This is a genomic window from Mycobacterium mantenii, from assembly GCF_001667865.1.
Classification (GTDB): Bacteria; Actinomycetota; Actinomycetes; order Mycobacteriales; family Mycobacteriaceae; genus Mycobacterium; species Mycobacterium mantenii_A.
In genome coordinates this window covers 395,571-411,392 of the sequence record NZ_LZJP01000089.1, presented here as the reverse complement: position 1 = coordinate 411,392, position 15,822 = coordinate 395,571, and the positions used below count along the sequence as shown (strand labels likewise).

The window sequence follows — 15,822 nt, the reverse complement described above, 5'->3', positions numbered from 1 at the left end:
GTCAGAGCCGCGCCGGCAGCGAGGCCCAGCCTCGCACGCTGGTGGTGTGCGCATGTGTGGCCTTCTCGTAGTCGACCTCCCAGTCCGGCCAACGGGACAGCACCTCTTCGAGCGCCACCCGCGCCTGCACCCGGGCGAGGGCCGCACCGAGACAGAAATGGATGCCGTGCCCGAAGGACAGATGGGTCGCTGCCTTGCGGTGGATGTCGAACCGGTCCGCGTCCGGGAACTGGCGCTCGTCGCGATTCGCCGACCCGTTCAGGAGCAGCATCACCGACCCTTCGGCAACCTGTTGCCCGTGGTGCTCTACGTCGGAGGCGACGTAGCGCGCCTGCACCGGTGATGGAGCCTCGTACCGTAGAACCTCTTCGACCGCGCCAGGTATCAGGCTGAAATCACCCGCAAGCTCGCGACGTTGATCCGGGTGGTCGGACAATAGCGCCCCGGCGAACCCGATCAACCGCGTCGTGGTTTCGTTGCCCGCACCCGCGACGGTGCCGGTATAGGTCAGCACTTCGGTGCGTGTGAGTCGGCGGCGTGTACCGTCCGCCTCCTCGACCTCGGCGTTGACCAGCTCGGTCATCAGATCATCGGCCGGGTGGTCGTACCGCCAGTCGATGAACTCTTCGAGTAGGCCAGATTGGCGCGTCATCATGTCCTCTGCGACCTGCTGGGGCGCAGCCTGTTTCAGTTCGAGAAGTTTGTCGGTGTTGCGTCGGATCGAGGCTTGGCTCTCTTCCGGGATCCCCAGCAGGTAGCCGATGGTTCGCATCGGCATCAAGGCGCCAAGGTCTGCAATGAAATCGAAGGTGTCTTGTCCGGTCAGCGCGTCGAGCGCATGGCGGCAGAACTCTCGTGCCAGCGGCTCGATCGCTGCCATTCGGCGCGGCGTGAACACTCCCGACAACAGCCGGCGATGCAGATCGTGGATCGGTGGGTCCTCGAACAGAATCACCCCTGGGGGTATTTCGACCCCATTGAGGATCACCTCGATGATGGTGCCCCTACCCGACCGGTAATCTCTCCAATTGATCAGCTCGCGTGCGACGTCTTCATAGCGGCTCAGGGCATAGAAGCCATACTTCTCGTTGTGGTATAGCGGCGCCGTATCGCGAAGTTGCTTCCAAACGGGGTAAGGGTCGTCGTCGATTTCGAAATCGAACGGGTCATAGTACGGTTCGGTGCCCACGGTATGCGCCACCCGGCCGTCCTTCCTTCCAGGCGCCGAGAATCATCCTCGACCGGTCGAGAATATGCATTATCGCAACGATCAGACAAGCTTTGACGTGGACGTGCCGAACGTTGGCCGGCCTCCCGCGCACTGCCGCCGTTGGCTTCGACAGCGGTCTAAGTTGCGTCCGCGTGCCGCGTTCGTCGCGATACCACGCTGCGGAGGCGACCAGCGCCCACAGTTGGGTGCGCCGCCGGACACCCTGAGCGGCCAACGGACTCTTGGCAATAGCACGCATCTGCGCTCTGCCGCGGAATCCTGGAAGCAACCCCACGGAATCGACAGCACCCAAGTGAGAATATTAATTCTCACATGCGAGAATGATGTGGACGTCGGAGCAGAGGAGGCAGCCTATGGGCGACCGGCACGCCAGCATCGCGGGGACACGAATGCTGATCATCGGGGCGTCGTCGGGCATCGGACAGGCGTTAGCCATTGCCGCCCACACCAGGGGCGCCGCCGTGGCACTCGCCGCGAGGCGGATCGACCTCCTGTCTGAACTGGCCGATCGACTTGGCGGAACGTCGCACGAGCTCGACGTATCCGATCCGCGCGCCATCGAATCCGTGATCAGCGACGTTGCCAACAAGTTCGGCAAGCTCGACGCAGTGGTATTCACCAGCGCCGTCGTGCCGTTCGCGTTGATCGAAGAGACCGATGTGGAAACATGGCTCCACTCTTACGCAGTCAACGCCGTTGGGGCCTCCCACGTACTGCGTACTGCCCTCCCGCACTTGGCCGACGACGCCACGATCGTCGTGGCGTCGAGCCACGATGTCGGCCGGCCCCGCGCGGGCGTTTCGGCCTACCATGCGAGCAAGGCGGCGCTCGACGAGATACTGCGGTCCTGGAGGGCCGAACATCCCGAGATTGCCGTGATCCGGGTCAGCGTTGGCCCGACCTGTGACACCGAGATCTTACGCGGGGCCGATCGCGACCTGCTGGCCGATTTATATCGGGCCTGGGCGCGTGGCGGCCAGATCCCGGAGGAGATGTCTACGGTCGAGGACGTGGCCAACACCATGCTTTCCCTTATCGCGATTTCACGCGCCAACCCCACAGTGGTCAGCGAGATCGTTCACCTTGCACCTCGAATCGTTAAGGGTCAGTAGCCTTCAGCGGCAGCTCCGATTGAAAGGACGACTCAATGGATCTGGGTTTCGATGGCGCAACCGCGGTGGTCACCGGAGGCAGCAAGGGGATGGGGCTGGCGATCGCCGAGACTCTCGGAGCCGAGGGCGCTTCGGTGGCCATCATGGCGCGCGGCGCGACTGCGTTGGACTCGGCTGCGAGGCGGATCCGCCGTGCGGGCGCTCCCGAAGTGCTGACGATCAGCGTCGATATGTCCGATGCCGCATCCATCGCATCGGGGTTCGCGGCCGTTGGTCATGCCTGGGACAGCCTGAATGTCCTAGTGCACACCGTCGGCCCGAACGCAGGCGCATTCGAGGATCTCAGCGACGAAGACTGGCACGCTGCATTCGATCTCGGCACACTCTCCGCCGTGCGCTCGGTGCGGGCCGCTCTGCCGATGCTGCGATCGGCCAACTGGGCCCGCATCGTCACCCTCTCGGCGCACTCCATCCAGCGCCAGAGCCCACGCCTGGTCGCCTACACGGCAGCCAAATCGGCGCTTTCCAGCTTCACCAAGAACCTGTCTAAAAGCCTTGGTGTCGAGGGCATCTTGGTGAACTGCGTTTGCCCCGGCACCATCGTGACGGCTAGTTTCACCGAGATTCTGCGGGAAGCGCTGGCGGCGGACGGGCTGGACTCGTCGGATCCGAAGCACGTGATGACGTGGGTGGATAGAACCTACGGGCATCCCTGTGACATCGGTCGCGCCGGGCTGCCCGAAGAGATCGCCTCCGCGACCACATATCTCGCGTCACGGCGAAACGGTTACGTGACGGGGGCGACCATCAATGTCGACGGCGGATCGGACTTCATCTGACGCGCTTTCGAGAAGAACAATTGCCGCCGCGAACAGACTGAAGAATCTAGCAGCGGCTTGAAGGGAGTTAAGAATTCACCCGCTGTGGGCGGTGGCTGCGAGCATCCTTGGCAATGGCCCGGATCTGCCGCTGATACGCAGCCATACGGGTTTCGGTGATGGGCCCATCGTCTTCGCAGACTGACGCGATTAGGCGCGGCCGAATACCGGCAGGCAGCGTCGCCAGGCCGGTGGGCCGGACTGGCGACGTAGGCGTTTCGATCAGGAATCGGCTTGCGGCTCAACAGGAGCCGGCGCGAAAGCATGCTCCATTTCATCGAAAATGCTGCCGGGCACGAATATCTCCGACGGGTCGAGGATGCGGTCGAGGTTGGCGGCCACGTCCTCGGCGTCAAGGGCGCCGTCGGCGCCGAGCCAGCCACGCGTCACACCGATCTGCAGCGCGGCCACCCGACCACGGAAAGCGCTGAGAACCCTGTGTGTCAACGCGCAGTGCTCGCTGGCCAGGTAGGCAACCACCGGTGCCACTTGATCGAGCCGCAACGTCTCCAGGAACGCCCGCGCGTCGGCCGTGCGGCCGGCCTCCCCCATCAGCGCCATTGCCATTCGCGTGTCGCCCATCGGCATGATGGCGTTGGCGCGTATCCCGTGCGCCGCACCCTCGAGCGCCGTGACGTTCATCAATCCGAGCATCGCCGTCTTCGCCGTGGCGTATCCCGTCAATCCCGGCTGCCCGAAAACCCCCGCTGCGGAGGAAACGAACACCAACCGGCCGTATCCGGCGTCGCGCATCACCGAGAAACCCGGGCGGACAACATGAAAGGCGGCCAACACGTGATGGCGCAGCAGCGCCTCGAAGCGTTCTGTCGGCCAGTCCGGGAACGGGTCGTCGTGGATGATGCCGGCGTTGGCGACAATCGCGTCTAACCGCCCGAACTCCGCGACGGCGAGGTCGACCGCGGCACGCCCCCCTTGTTCGGTGCTGGCGTCCAAGGCGCACGCCACCGCCCGTCCACCCGCGGCGCGGATAGCCGCGGCGACGTCCTCGGCCGGGCCCGGATCGCCGCCGCTTCCGTCGGTTTCGACACCGCTGTCGTGGACCACCACGGCGGCTCCGCGGCGGGCCAATTCATGGCAGTACGCCTCGCCCAGACCGCGGGCGCCGCCGGTGACCAGGACGACCCGATCGTCAAAGGTAATCATTTTGGCTCCGGCCGCCCTGGACCTCCGGGTTCGGCACCGCATGGCCCAGCGCGGTGACGATGCCGGGCGGCGCAATGGGAGCGGAGCAACCCTGGGAAAACGTCATCAGCCGAGCCCACGCGCCAAGGCGAACATGGCCGTGGCCGCGTCGAGCAGCTCCGGTGTCAGCATGTTTCCGGTGTATTCGACCCAGCACCAGCTTCGCGCCGGCCGCACCCCCGACGAGGCGCTTGTCACCGAACCGAAGACGTGCAGCGGGCTCCCGCTCGATTCGAAGGCGAAGGTGTAAGAATCGGCGCCGATGGCCGCGTCGAGCGTGGTCATCCTTCCGGACTCGTTGAAGGTCGGCTGCGCAGCGATGTCCTTATGAACCGTCGTGACACCGTCTTTGAGCTGATAGCCCGGGCCGAAGGCCACGCCTTCGCGACCTTGCCAGAAACTGCCACCGCCCAACTGCCCATCGCCGAGCTCATGCAGCCAGGACACCCACATACCTTGCAGGTGACGGGCGATGGGGAGCTCGGTGTACACCTTTCCCGGCGGTCCGTACGCGAAGTCCTGGTGTGCGTAGCCCGAAACCTCGACGCCATCGACCTTGCCGGTGGCGTACATCAGCTCATGGCGGTAGTAGACGTCGTCATCGATGCCTTGCTGCGTGGGCACGAATGTGAGGACGATATCGCTGACCGTCCGACCATGTAACTCCCATCGGTTACTGGCATCGTGCCAGTGAAACCCGTCGGCGTCACGCGCGATTCGCCCGCTGGGATACAGCAGTTGCACAGTCGCGCCGTCGTCGACGTATTGCAGCGGCTCGAACCAGTCGAGCGTCGAGTACTCGGTGTAGAGGTGGGGTGCTTCGATGTCGATGTTCTTCGGCAGCGAGCGAAATCCGCACACCGGAGAGACGACATGGGTCATTCCGGCGACGAAGTCGTCGCATCCACGCACCCCCCAATAGCTCTGCCCGGATGCGTCGGCAACGACTGCCCCCAGCCAGATGCCCGACAGTCCCATGCCCGGTGTGGGAACCCATTCACGTCGGTAATGGGCGAGGGATGGGGTCTGCCGAATGACTTCGAAATCAATCGATTTGAGCACTCAATCCTCCTCGCCGGGATGTGACGCCGGTACGACACCGCGCTCGGTCCAGTGCGCGACGAACGGGGTGATGGTCGACAGGTCATAGAGCCCAGGCTCAGCCGCGATCACGGCGGGGATCGCGTTGATGGCATGCATGGCGGTGGCCAGGCAGCCCTGCTCGGCGTGGTCTTCCTCGTGGGAGCCGATCACGAGACGAAAACTCATGTTGGGCTTGCCTTCGAAGGTCACCTGATAGCCAATCTCCGACGGCCACTCCGGGGCCAGATCGTCGGCCATTCGGGTGAGATGTTCGACGGCGAGTGTGGTTTCGCCGCAGTCGACCACGACGCCAAAACGCATCGCCCCCACGGTGTCTGCGGGGATGTCCCCCGCAGCTACCGTCAGGGCCCTCGGGGTCGTCACGACTTCGCGGAACCCCTCGACGGACCGAATCTCGAGCCCGAGGGCCTGCGCGAGAACCGTCGCGCTGCCGATCCATGCGCTCGCCGCGTAGTCCGTGTTGGTCAGCAACGGGGTGTTGTCATCCGGCGCGTGGCCGAAGCCCATCGCGTTGAAAATCAAATCGTGGCTCGCGTAGGTCGAGTAGTTCAGCACCTCCCGCACGGTGATCCGGTCGGTGCGTTCGGTGAGCCGGGACAGGATCGGCGCCAGCGACTCGCCGACGAAGCCCGGGTATAGGCCGAGCCCGAGAAAGGACGAACCTCCTGCACGACAGGCCTTTTCAATCCCTTCGGCCAGCGATTCGTGTAGCGAGCGGGGATGGACGAACCGGCTACCGGTGGCCACCACGTTCTTGCCCGACGCGAGCAGATCGCAGACGTCGGCGAAGCAGCCGGGCGTATCGGTCTCCACCTTGCCCATGTAGAGCACCACATCGGCATCGGTACCGATGAGGGCGTCGCGATCGGCAGAAGCCAGTACTCCCGCCCCGGCGACCCCGCACAGGGTGCCCGCGTCAAGCCCGGCTTTCGCCGGGTCGTACACGCGCACGCCGACCAGTTCCAGGTCCCGCCGGGTCAAGACGTGCCGCAATGACATGGTGCCGGTCACCCCGGTGGCCCACTGGATCACGCGAGTCATGTCAGGCAATCTCCTCTAATCCCAAACCACGTGGAGACGCGGTGGCGAGCGGAACATCGTGCCTGTCACGTAGGGAGCCGGGGCGTCGGGGTCGAGCCGCATCCCGGGCAGCTCGTCGAGCAGCGCGTTGAAGATCTTGGTGCTCTCCAGCCGTGCCAGGTGCATTCCCAGGCAGACGTGCGCACCGTGACCAAACCCGATGTGCGGCTTGCGCTCCCGGAAGATGTCGAAGGACTCGGCGTCCTCCCATCGCGTCTCGTCATGGTTGGCGCTGCCCAGATTCACCATCATCGTCGAGCCCTTCGGGAGGTGCAGCCCGAAGAAGTCGGTGTCGGTGCTCACCTCACGGATGAAGTTCAGCAGCGGCGTCTCCCACCGGATGCCCTCCTCGATCGCCTGCGGCAACAGGCCGCGGTCGGCGCGCACCGCATCAAGCTGGTCGGTGTGGGTCAACAGAGCCAACGCGAGGCTGGCGGTCGATCGCGACGTGGTCTCCGCCCCCGCGGGCAGGAGATTCCGCATGAACCCGTATATCTGCTCGTCCGACATCTTCACACCGTCGATCTCGGCCTGCGACAGGATGGTCACCATGTCATCCTTCGGCGACTTGCGCCGGTCGGCGAGGACGCCGATGAAGTACTCCTTCATCTCCGCCGACGCCTTCATCGCCGTTTCCATATCGGCGCGAAAGCCCAGCAGGTCGATGGCCAGCCGGTGAAACTCGCCGATATCGGACTCGGGCAACCCGAGCAGAGCGGCGATGATCCGCACCGGGATCGGCATGAACACCGCGTCGACCAGGTCGACCCGCTTCTTGTCGCGGAACTTCGCGATCGTGCGATCCACGAGAGGTCCGACGAGTTCGGTGTCCCAACGCCTCATCGAGGATCTGGCGAAAGCGAATTCGTGCAATCGGCGGTAGGTGGCGTGCTCGGGCTCCTGCATTTCCAAGATTGTCGGGCCCTGCAGCGGCCGCACCATGTCCTCGTAGATCCGGGTGCTGAACGTGGTGTTGTCGGTGAAAACGGCCTTGACGGCATCGAACGAGTACGCCGTAAACGTCTTCTTACCGTCCGGTCCGTCCTCGGGGACGCCCATCTCCGGCCAGCCGGGGTGGACCGCGGCTTTCGTGCGCAGCTCGCGCAGCAGCGGATAGGGTGTCGCGTCGCCGTCGGCGCCCATTCCGGCGTTGAACTTCTCCTGCGCCTCGCGGATGCGCTGCTCGATGTCGTCAGTAACCGTCGGCTCCGCCACGTGCCACCTCTTGTGGTTCGATCAACCTACATACTGTCGGTTGCAAACCTACATGATGTAGGTTGTACCAACCAGAACCAAGCAACCGCGAAAGCACAACCTGGAGCATTCGATTGGCTACTCGTGTCGTGCAATGGGCCACCGGCGCCGTCGGTCGGGCCGCGCTGCAGGAGCTGATTGAGAATCCTGATTATCACCTAGTGGGTGTGCTGGTGTACGACCCGGCGAAGACGGGCGTCGACGCGGGCGCTCTGTGCGGGCTACCGCCAACGACGGGCGTAATCGCCACGGCGGACAAAGACGAGATCATCGCCTTGGGCGCCGAGGTCGTCGTGCACGCGGCCAGCAAGGCTCACGCCGTCGAGACGAACGCCGAGGACATCTGCCGGCTGCTTGCGGCGGGCAGCACCGTCATCACCACGACGTCGTACAACCACCTGCCCACCTACGGGGCGGAAACCGCGTCGGCGTTCGTCGATGCCTGCCGGCAAGGTGGGTCGCGGTTCCACGCCGCGGGCGAGAATCCCGGGTTCATGTTCGAGCGACTCGTCGCGACGGTGACGGGACTGAGTAAGACCATCGACCGGATCGACCTCTACGAGGCCACCGATGTTTCAGCCGTCGACAGTCGGCCGATGCTCGTCGACCTCATGGGCATGGGCAGGGCGCCGGAAGATGTCAGCATCGACTCCCCGATCATCAAGAAGCTCGACACGGCCTATCGCCAAGCGCTCAATGCCACGGCCGACGTCTTGGGGATCACCCTGTCGCACATCGACGTGGCGGTCGACGCCACCACGCTGCCCCACGACATCGAGGTCCTCGCCGGCACTATTGAGGCCGGAACGGTTGTCGGTCAGCGGTTTTCGTGGACCGGGCACTTTTCTGGGCGTCCACTGCTGGCCATTCACGAGGAGTGGGTCCTCACCCGCGACCTGCCGCAGTGGGGCATGGCGCCGCTGGCGCCCGGCGAGAAGGCGCCCCTGATCCGCGCGCTCATCAAAGGCGAGCCGAGCTTCGAACTCCAGCTCGACGTCGGATTTGATGGCGCGACGCCGGCGGGTCAGCACGCCCAGCCCGGTCACCTGATGATTGCGATGGGTGCGGTTCGCGCCATCCCCTACGTCCTCGCTCAACCGCCCGGCATCGTGACCGCACCGGTGTTCGGCGCGATCCAACTTGGCTCGCCGAACGCGGCGGATGTGGACGAAAAGTAGGCACATTCCATACACGCTCGACGCGCGCCAGATGGCACTAGCTTGACCTTGGAGCTACCGCGCGTGCGATGTGGTCGCTGGGCGCCCCATGGAAGACGTGCGCGCTGCCGTCGGGCAGCACCCGCCGGGCCACCAGATAATCGGAACCCATCCAGCCCTGTCGAATAAACCGGCCGAACCGCAGGAACGTTCCCGGGGCACCGCTGGCAGACGGGACGAGCTTCACCTGCTCCATCCCGTTCTTCACGCCCTCTCCCGTCAGGGGGCGCGCCGCGGCGAGGCCGCGCACGATCACCGTGGCCGCGTCGGCGGACAGGCCCGGCATCGAGTGTCCGGGCCGCCGGCCGTACCGGGCCTCGAACCGGTCGAGGAAGGCCTGTCCGACGGTGTTGCGCTCGTCGTAGCTGTCCAGGCCGATCCAGCCAGACAGGTGGCGCCTCCATTCCGCGTTGATGTGCGCCATTTCGAAGGCCGTCGTCGTGTACCGCGGCGGATCCCAGCCCGCGCCCAGCAGCGCATCGGTGAAGCCCCACAAGCCGTGACCGAACCCGACGTGCACCAGCGCGTCGGGTTCGGCTGCGCGCAACGCGGCGACCGCCTCTGACTTGTCGGCTTCCACTTGCGGAATCGCCACGGTCGCAACGACCTTCAGGCCCGCCGCGTCGTAGGCTCGCTGAGCGAAGGTAAGATATTCCTTACCGATCAGCGACGACTCGTAAGCAATGGCGATCCGCGATCGACCATCACCGATCATCACCGCGGCCAGCATCACCGGTTCCTCGGCCATCGAGCCGTTGTTCAGCGCGAAGCACCAATCGCCGAGCGCGCCCTCCGACCCCGAGAGGGTCACGATCGGAACCCGTGCGGTCGTCTCGACGTGGGAACGCAGCGGCACCACATTGTCCGATACCCACGGCCCGTAGATGGCCAAGCAACCCTCCGCGACGAGCTCGTCGAATGCTCGCTCAACCGCAAGGTAGGTACCGTTGGGCAGGCCAACCACATTGCGCGTCACCAGCTCGATCGGTCGATCAAGCAGGCCCGAGGAAAGCGCTTCGTCCATCACCAGCCGCAGTGCGTCGACACTGTCGTTGTCGGTGTCGCCGCTGGTCGGATAATCGTTGAGCAATCCGACTTTCAGGGGAGCGACCGAACCATATGCGCGAACCTCGTCGTCTGCCATAGCGGCAACATACCGGATGAATGTTGTCGACTCCCTACCGTACGAAAACAATCATTTACAAAAACCGCATAGCGCAGTTTCGACGTGTTAGCTTCGCGTATGGGCCGCGCGAAGGAGACACCATGACACTCGCATCGCCGCTCGAAGCCAGCGCGCCACCGGCCGAGAAGAAGTATCGCGTGATCCAGTGGGGCATGGGCAATGTGGGCACGCTGGCGCTACGCCACTTCGCACACAACCCCCTGTACGAAGTGGTCGGGGTGCTCTGCAATCGCCCCGAGAAGGTCGGTAGGGACGCAGGCGAGCTCGTCGGAGTAGCGCCAATCGGCGTGCTCGCAACCACCGACAAGGCCGCCCTCGAGGCCGCCGACGCCGACTGCGTGTTCTACGCGCCGCTGTGGTCGGACGTCGACGAGATCTGCCGCCTGCTCCGCGGCGGAAAGAGCGTCGTCGCCTCCGGTGGTGCGTGGTGGCATCGGACCGAAAGCAACAGCGCGGACATCGACAAGATCGAAGCGGCGTGCCAAGACGGCGGCACATCGTTCCACGGAGGCGGCATCCACCCCGGATACGCCGCCGATCTGCTCGTCCTGACGCTGGCCCGCATCGTCGGCAAAACCGATCACATCCACGTCTACGAGGCGGTGAACTTCAACAAGGACACCCTGAAGTATTTGGACGAGATGGGTTTCGGAAAAACCCCGACCGAATTCGCGAAAGGCAATCTGTTCCAAGACGCGTGGTCGTTGTTCGCGCAGTCGCTGACGATGGTCGTCGAAGGGCTGGGCAAAACCGTGGAGAAGTTCACGACGGACGTGCAGTTGGGCACGGCCACCCGCGATATCCGCTATGAGGGAACCCCGGATATGGACATGCCCGGGCTCAAAGGTGTGATCAAGAAGGGCACCGTCGCATCCCAGCATCACCTATGGACGGCATGGGTGGACGGCAGGCCATTCATCACCCTGCACGAGCTCTACTCGTTCATCGAGCACGACGCCATCGATCCGAAGCCTGATTGGGAGCCGTACTACCACTACCGCGTCGTGATTGACGGCGACCCAGGCACCGAGCTGATCCTGCGGGGCAGCCAGCAGGCACGAGATCAGGCGAAGCCGGGCTACATCGGCTACGCCTGGACCGCGATGGAACCAGTGAATGCCATTCCCGCCATTTGTGATGCCCCGCCGGGTTTCAAGTCCCATGCCGAGCTTGGGCTCATGACCGTGCGCGGGATTGTGCGCTGACGACGTTTCGGCCGGGCACTCAACATACAGACCGAATGTTGCTACCATCGTCGACATGGCCAAGCGTGGTGGTGCGGACGACGATCGGCGCGCCCGCGGCGAGCAGACCCGGCGCGACCTGATCGATGCGGGTCGGGCTCTGTTCGTGGAACAGGGATATTTCAATACGAGCATCGGCGACCTCGTGACGAAGTCGGGTGTCGGCACCCGCGGCGCCTTCTACCACCACTTCAAGGACAAAGCAGAGCTGTTTCGCGCCGTGTTCGAAGATGTCGAGAATGACCTCACGCTTCGGTCCATTGCCGCTCCCCCGCCGGGAGCGGACCCGTGGGAGCGGCTCACGAGGGGTCTGCACGGGTTTCTCGAAGCGGCACAGGAACCCGAAGTGCAGCGGGTGATGCTCGTCGACGGACCGGTGGTTCTGGGCTGGCAGACCCTGCGCAAGATCCAGGAGGGCAACAGCATTGCCCTCATCAACGACGTGGTCCGCGAGGCGATCGCAGCCGGCATCATCGACGACCAACCCGTCGGGGAGCTGACGCACATGCTCGTCGCCGCGCTCGAGGAGGCCTCGCTTCTGGTAGTACATGCCGCAAATCCCACCGCGGCGCGGCGCCGCGCCGCCAAAGTCCTCGATCGGCTCCTGCTCTCCTTTGCCGTCGAACCCCGAAAAGTGCTGCGGCGGTAGCCATTTAGATCCAAGTCCGTGGCCGAACGCCGCCCTATTGGAAATGTACATTTCCGCAATTGAATATAGTCCCTCTACAACCTGATAGCCTCGCTCTTGACCAGTGCGCAAGGAGACCCATGCAGCCCGAACACATGATCCTGGTGAGCGTCGACGACCATCTCGTCGAGCCGCCGAACCTGTTCGAAGGCAGGCTCGCAAGCAGGTACGCGGACGAAGCGCCGCGAGTGATCCGCCGGCCCGACGGCTCGGAGGTTTGGACGTTCAACGACGCGATCATCCCCAACATCGGCCTCAACGCGGTGGCGGGCCGCCCGCGCGAGGAGTACGGCATCGAACCCACTGCCTTCGATGAGATGCGGCCGGGGTGCTACGACATTCATGAGCGGATCAAGGACATGGACGCCGGCGGCGTGCTCGGGTCGATGTGCTTCCCGTCCTTCCCCGGCTTCGCGGGCCGGCTGTTCGCCACGCACCCCGACAAGGACCTCGCACTCGCCGTCACCCAGGCGTACAACGACTGGCACATCGACGATTGGTGTGGGTCGTATCCCGGACGCTTCCTGCCAATGGGATTACCCGTGCTGTGGGATCCGGAGCTGTGCGCCAAGGAGATCCGTCGCAATGCCGAGAAGGGTTGCCACTCGGTGACCTTCACCGAGAACCCCGCTACCCTTGGCTTCCCGAGCTTCCACGACGAGTACTGGGATCCGATGTGGCGGGCACTGTCGGACACCAACACGGTGCTATCGGTCCACCTGGGATCGTCGGGCAAGATCACAATGACCGCCGAGAACGCCCCGATCGACGTGATGATCACGCTGCAGCCGATGAATGTCTGCTCTGCGGCCGCAGACCTGCTGTGGTCGCGAGTCATCAAGGAGTTCCCCGACGTCCGATTCGCCCTCTCCGAGGGCGGGACCGGGTGGATCCCATACTTCGTGGACCGGCTCGACCGGACCTACGAAATGCATCATCTGTGGACCGGCCAAGACTTCGGCGACAAACTGCCGAGCGAAGTCTTCCGGGAGCGCTTCCTGACCTGCTTCATAGCCGATCCGATCGGGGTCAAACTGCGACACGACGTGGGGATCGACAACATCGCCTGGGAGTGCGACTATCCGCATTCCGACTCGTCCTGGCCCGCGGCGGCCGAGGAACTCGCCCTTGTCATGAACGGGCTGCCCGACGACGAAATCAACAAGATCACCTTCGAAAACGCCTGTCGGTGGTACTCGTTCGACCCGTTCGAACACCGCACCCGCGAGCAGTGCACGGTGGGCGCCCTGCGCGCCGAAGTCGGCGACCACGACGTCTCGATCCACAGCTTCGACCACGGCCGTTTCGAACGCACCGCGGGCGCGACCCTCGGCTCCGTGAGCGCCAAGCTCGATGTCTGACAACGGAGATCGACCCCTGCGGGTCGCGGTCGTCGGTGCCTCAGCAGGTCTCGGCCGATGCATTGGCACCGGGCTCGCCCAGCGGGGCGCCCACGTCGCCCTGCTTGCTCGTCGATACGACAGGTTGGTCGACGCGGCCAAGGATGCCGGCAACGATGCGGTGCCAGTCGCCTGCGACGTCACTATCGCCGACAACTGCCAGAAGGCGATCGCCGAGGTGGTCGGCGCGCTCGGCGGTCTGGACGCCCTGGTGTACACGACCGGCATGGGAGTGCTGGCACCACTGCGCGAGGTGACCGCAGAACAGTGGGCGCAGTTGTTCGCCACGAATGTCACCGGGGCCTCGCTGGTCAACGCGGCCGCGGCGCCGCACCTGGCGGCAGCGGCGGGCTCGGCCGTGTACCTGTCGTCGCTGAGCGCGTCCTACACGACGCCATGGCCGATGCTCGGCGCATATGCGGTTACCAAGAGCGCCCTGGACAAGCTCGTCGAGGCCTGGCGCATCGAACATCCGGAGATCGGATTCACCCGTCTCGCCGTGGGTGACAGTCTGGGCGGCACCGGCGATGCGCAAACCGAGTTCAACAAGAGCTGGGATCCGGATGCACTGGAAACGGCCATCAGGTACTGGATGGACAACAAGTACATGGTGGGCGGTCTCGTTGACGCGGCGCACCTGACCGACGTCGTGAATTCCGTGATCCGCTGCGGCAAAAGCAGTTTCATTCCCTACCTGACATTGGCCCCACGCGCCTCCGACGCGGTGAAGGAACTCCGGCAATGGTGAATCACGAATCGCGAATGCTCATCGACGGCAAGCTCGTCGAGTCCGAGACCGGGAGGCAGTTCGACAACATCAACCCGGCGACCGAAGAGGTCCTTGGCGCTACCTGTGATGGGACCCGCGCCGACATGGAACGCGCCATCGCCGCGGCCCGGAATGCGTTCGACAACACCGAGTGGTCACGCGACGGTGATGCGCGTGCCGCCGGCCTGCGCCAATTGCAGGCGGCGCTCGAAGCCGAACGCGAGGACCTGCGCGCCGAACTCATCGCCGAGGTGGGCTGCCCCGTGCTGTCCACCTACGGACCGCAGCTCGACGTACCCCTGAGGGAGGCGCTCACCTGGCCCGCGGACATGATCGGCGAGTTCGCCTGGAGGCGTTCGCTTCCCGACAAGGACGCGTTCGGCATGGGCAGCCTGACCACCCGGGAGGTCTGGAAGGAGCCCGTCGGCGTTGTCGGGGTCATCACCCCGTGGAACTTCCCTTTGGAGATCATCCTCAACAAGATCGGCCCCATCCTGGCGATGGGCAACACCTGCGTGCTCAAGCCTGCCCCGGATACGCCCTGGAACGCCACCAGGATCGGCTGCATCATCGCCGAACACACCGACATCCCACCCGGCGTTATCAACATCGTGCCCTCTTCTGATCACCTTGTCGGGGAGGTGATTTCGATGTCACCATTGGTCGACATGGTGGCGTTCACCGGATCGACGGTCACCGGTCGGCGCATCATGGCCGCCGCTGCCGAGACCGTGAAACCCACCTTCCTGGAACTCGGCGGCAAGTCCGTGTACCTCGTCCTCGACGAGGACGGTGACCTCGGCGGCGCGGTTGGCGGCAGCGCGTTCATCTGCATGCATGCCGGGCAGGGCTGCGCAATGCCCACCCGCCTGCTGGTACCCAATTCGCGCTACGACGAAGCGGTCGAGATCGTCAAGGCCGCGATGGAAAAGAACAAATACGGCGACCCCACCGATCCCTCGGTACTTCAAGGGCCCCTGGTGTCCAAGAAGCAGCACGAACGGGTCCTCGGCTACATCGAAAAGGGCAAGCAGGAAGGCGCCCGGCTAGTCACCGGCGGCGGCGTCCCCAAGCACCTGCCGAAGGGCTACTTCGTGGAGCCGACGGTGTTCGCGAATGTCGACAACAAGATGACCATCGCGCAGGAGGAGATCTTCGGACCTGTGCTGTCAGTCATCGGATTCGACGGCGACGACGACGCGGTGCGGATCGCCAACGAGTCGATCTATGGCCTTTCGGGCGTGGTCTTCGCCAACGACCTCGACCGGGCGAAGTCGGTGGCCAGCCGGATCAGAACCGGCACCCTCGGCATCAACGGCGGACTCTGGTACGGCGCCGACGCGCCGTTCGGGGGCTACAAGCAGTCCGGCATCGGCCGGCAGTGCGGCATCGAGGGGCTCGAGATCTTCACCGAGACAAAGACTGTCGGCTGGCCGGCTTCCTGACCGGCGTCCTC

At 64.5% G+C, this 15,822-nt stretch carries 14 protein-coding genes; 8 read left to right on the top strand and 6 right to left on the bottom strand.

All coding sequences use genetic code 11. From position 1 onward, the window contains the following. Position 1 precedes the first annotated feature (1 nt). Positions 2 to 1,201: a cytochrome P450 gene (locus A5688_RS15550; protein WP_067908499.1), complete on the bottom strand. Its 1,200-nt coding sequence runs from the start codon at positions 1,199 to 1,201 to the stop codon at positions 2 to 4. A gap of 383 nt (positions 1,202 to 1,584) precedes the next feature. On the opposite strand from A5688_RS15550, the gene A5688_RS15545 reads away from it, so the two are divergent. After that, positions 1,585 to 2,343: an SDR family oxidoreductase gene (locus A5688_RS15545; RefSeq protein WP_067908617.1), complete on the top strand. Its 759-nt coding sequence runs from the start codon at positions 1,585 to 1,587 to the stop codon at positions 2,341 to 2,343. Between the two features lie 35 nt (positions 2,344 to 2,378). Further along, positions 2,379 to 3,182: an SDR family NAD(P)-dependent oxidoreductase gene (locus A5688_RS15540; RefSeq protein ID WP_067830002.1), complete on the top strand. Its 804-nt coding sequence runs from the start codon at positions 2,379 to 2,381 to the stop codon at positions 3,180 to 3,182. A 261-nt stretch (positions 3,183 to 3,443) separates the two neighbouring features. Here A5688_RS15540 and A5688_RS15535 read toward each other — a convergent pair whose 3' ends face one another. The 4 genes from A5688_RS15535 to A5688_RS15520 all read right to left on the bottom strand — a co-directional run bounded on the left by A5688_RS15535 (position 3,444) and on the right by A5688_RS15520 (position 7,823). Next, positions 3,444 to 4,385: an SDR family NAD(P)-dependent oxidoreductase gene (locus tag A5688_RS15535; RefSeq protein ID WP_067908502.1), complete on the bottom strand. Its 942-nt coding sequence runs from the start codon at positions 4,383 to 4,385 to the stop codon at positions 3,444 to 3,446. A gap of 105 nt (positions 4,386 to 4,490) precedes the next feature. Further along, complete coding sequence (locus A5688_RS15530; protein WP_067908504.1) at positions 4,491 to 5,486, bottom strand: hypothetical protein; 996 nt, start codon at positions 5,484 to 5,486, stop codon at positions 4,491 to 4,493. Further along, entirely contained in the window at positions 5,487 to 6,569 is a 1,083-nt protein-coding gene (locus A5688_RS15525; protein ID WP_067908507.1) for an NAD(P)H-dependent amine dehydrogenase family protein, read from the bottom strand. Between the two features lie 15 nt (positions 6,570 to 6,584). Beyond that, positions 6,585 to 7,823 carry a cytochrome P450 gene (locus A5688_RS15520; protein WP_067829992.1) on the bottom strand — a complete coding sequence of 413 codons (1,239 nt, stop codon included), beginning with the start codon at positions 7,821 to 7,823 and terminating at the stop codon, positions 6,585 to 6,587. A gap of 128 nt (positions 7,824 to 7,951) precedes the next feature. Here A5688_RS15520 and A5688_RS15515 point away from each other — a divergent pair, with 128 nt between their 5' ends. Further along, positions 7,952 to 9,040, top strand: a complete 1,089-nt coding sequence (locus A5688_RS15515; RefSeq protein WP_067829989.1) for a dihydrodipicolinate synthase — start codon at positions 7,952 to 7,954, stop codon at positions 9,038 to 9,040. Positions 9,041 to 9,077: 37 nt separating this feature from the next. Here the strand turns inward: A5688_RS15515 and A5688_RS15510 are convergent, their stop codons facing one another. Continuing rightward, positions 9,078 to 10,223 carry an ABC transporter substrate-binding protein gene (locus tag A5688_RS15510; protein WP_067829986.1) on the bottom strand — a complete coding sequence of 382 codons (1,146 nt, stop codon included), beginning with the start codon at positions 10,221 to 10,223 and terminating at the stop codon, positions 9,078 to 9,080. Positions 10,224 to 10,345: 122 nt separating this feature from the next. Here A5688_RS15510 and A5688_RS15505 point away from each other — a divergent pair, with 122 nt between their 5' ends. The 5 genes from A5688_RS15505 (at position 10,346) to A5688_RS15485 (ending at position 15,811) form a co-directional block, all read left to right on the top strand. After that, the gene (locus A5688_RS15505; RefSeq protein ID WP_067908510.1) at positions 10,346 to 11,470 is read left to right on the top strand and encodes an NAD(P)H-dependent amine dehydrogenase family protein; all 1,125 of its coding nucleotides are present in this window, start codon (positions 10,346 to 10,348) and stop codon (positions 11,468 to 11,470) included. Between the two features lie 55 nt (positions 11,471 to 11,525). Next, positions 11,526 to 12,158, top strand: coding sequence for a TetR/AcrR family transcriptional regulator (locus A5688_RS15500; protein ID WP_067829980.1), 633 nt, complete (start codon positions 11,526 to 11,528; stop codon positions 12,156 to 12,158). A 119-nt stretch (positions 12,159 to 12,277) separates the two neighbouring features. Continuing rightward, positions 12,278 to 13,558, top strand: coding sequence for an amidohydrolase family protein (locus A5688_RS15495; RefSeq protein WP_067829976.1), 1,281 nt, complete (start codon positions 12,278 to 12,280; stop codon positions 13,556 to 13,558). Continuing rightward, positions 13,551 to 14,345 carry an SDR family oxidoreductase gene (locus A5688_RS15490; protein ID WP_068268205.1) on the top strand — a complete coding sequence of 265 codons (795 nt, stop codon included), beginning with the start codon at positions 13,551 to 13,553 and terminating at the stop codon, positions 14,343 to 14,345. Before A5688_RS15495 ends, A5688_RS15490 begins: the two co-directional genes overlap by 8 nt. Then, positions 14,339 to 15,811, top strand: a complete 1,473-nt coding sequence (locus A5688_RS15485) for an aldehyde dehydrogenase family protein (protein ID WP_067908513.1) — start codon at positions 14,339 to 14,341, stop codon at positions 15,809 to 15,811. The genes A5688_RS15490 and A5688_RS15485 overlap by 7 nt, the downstream gene beginning before the upstream one ends. Positions 15,812 to 15,822 lie beyond the last annotated feature (11 nt).

Bases quoted from the DNA above. Each gene is read 5' to 3' on its own strand.
- A5688_RS15540 (WP_067830002.1), top strand. From the start codon at position 2,379: ATGGATCTGGGTTTCGATGGCGCAACCGCGGTGGTCACCGGAGGCAGC.
- A5688_RS15535 (WP_067908502.1), bottom strand. From the start codon at position 4,385: ATGATTACCTTTGACGATCGGGTCGTCCTGGTCACCGGCGGCGCCCGC.
- A5688_RS15490 (WP_068268205.1), top strand. From the start codon at position 13,551: ATGTCTGACAACGGAGATCGACCCCTGCGGGTCGCGGTCGTCGGTGCC.
- A5688_RS15485 (WP_067908513.1), top strand. From the start codon at position 14,339: ATGGTGAATCACGAATCGCGAATGCTCATCGACGGCAAGCTCGTCGAG.
- A5688_RS15500 (WP_067829980.1), top strand. From the start codon at position 11,526: ATGGCCAAGCGTGGTGGTGCGGACGACGATCGGCGCGCCCGCGGCGAG.
- A5688_RS15525 (WP_067908507.1), bottom strand. From the start codon at position 6,569: ATGACTCGCGTGATCCAGTGGGCCACCGGGGTGACCGGCACCATGTCA.
- A5688_RS15510 (WP_067829986.1), bottom strand. From the start codon at position 10,223: ATGGCAGACGACGAGGTTCGCGCATATGGTTCGGTCGCTCCCCTGAAA.
- A5688_RS15495 (WP_067829976.1), top strand. From the start codon at position 12,278: ATGCAGCCCGAACACATGATCCTGGTGAGCGTCGACGACCATCTCGTC.
- A5688_RS15545 (WP_067908617.1), top strand. From the start codon at position 1,585: ATGGGCGACCGGCACGCCAGCATCGCGGGGACACGAATGCTGATCATC.
- A5688_RS15505 (WP_067908510.1), top strand. From the start codon at position 10,346: ATGACACTCGCATCGCCGCTCGAAGCCAGCGCGCCACCGGCCGAGAAG.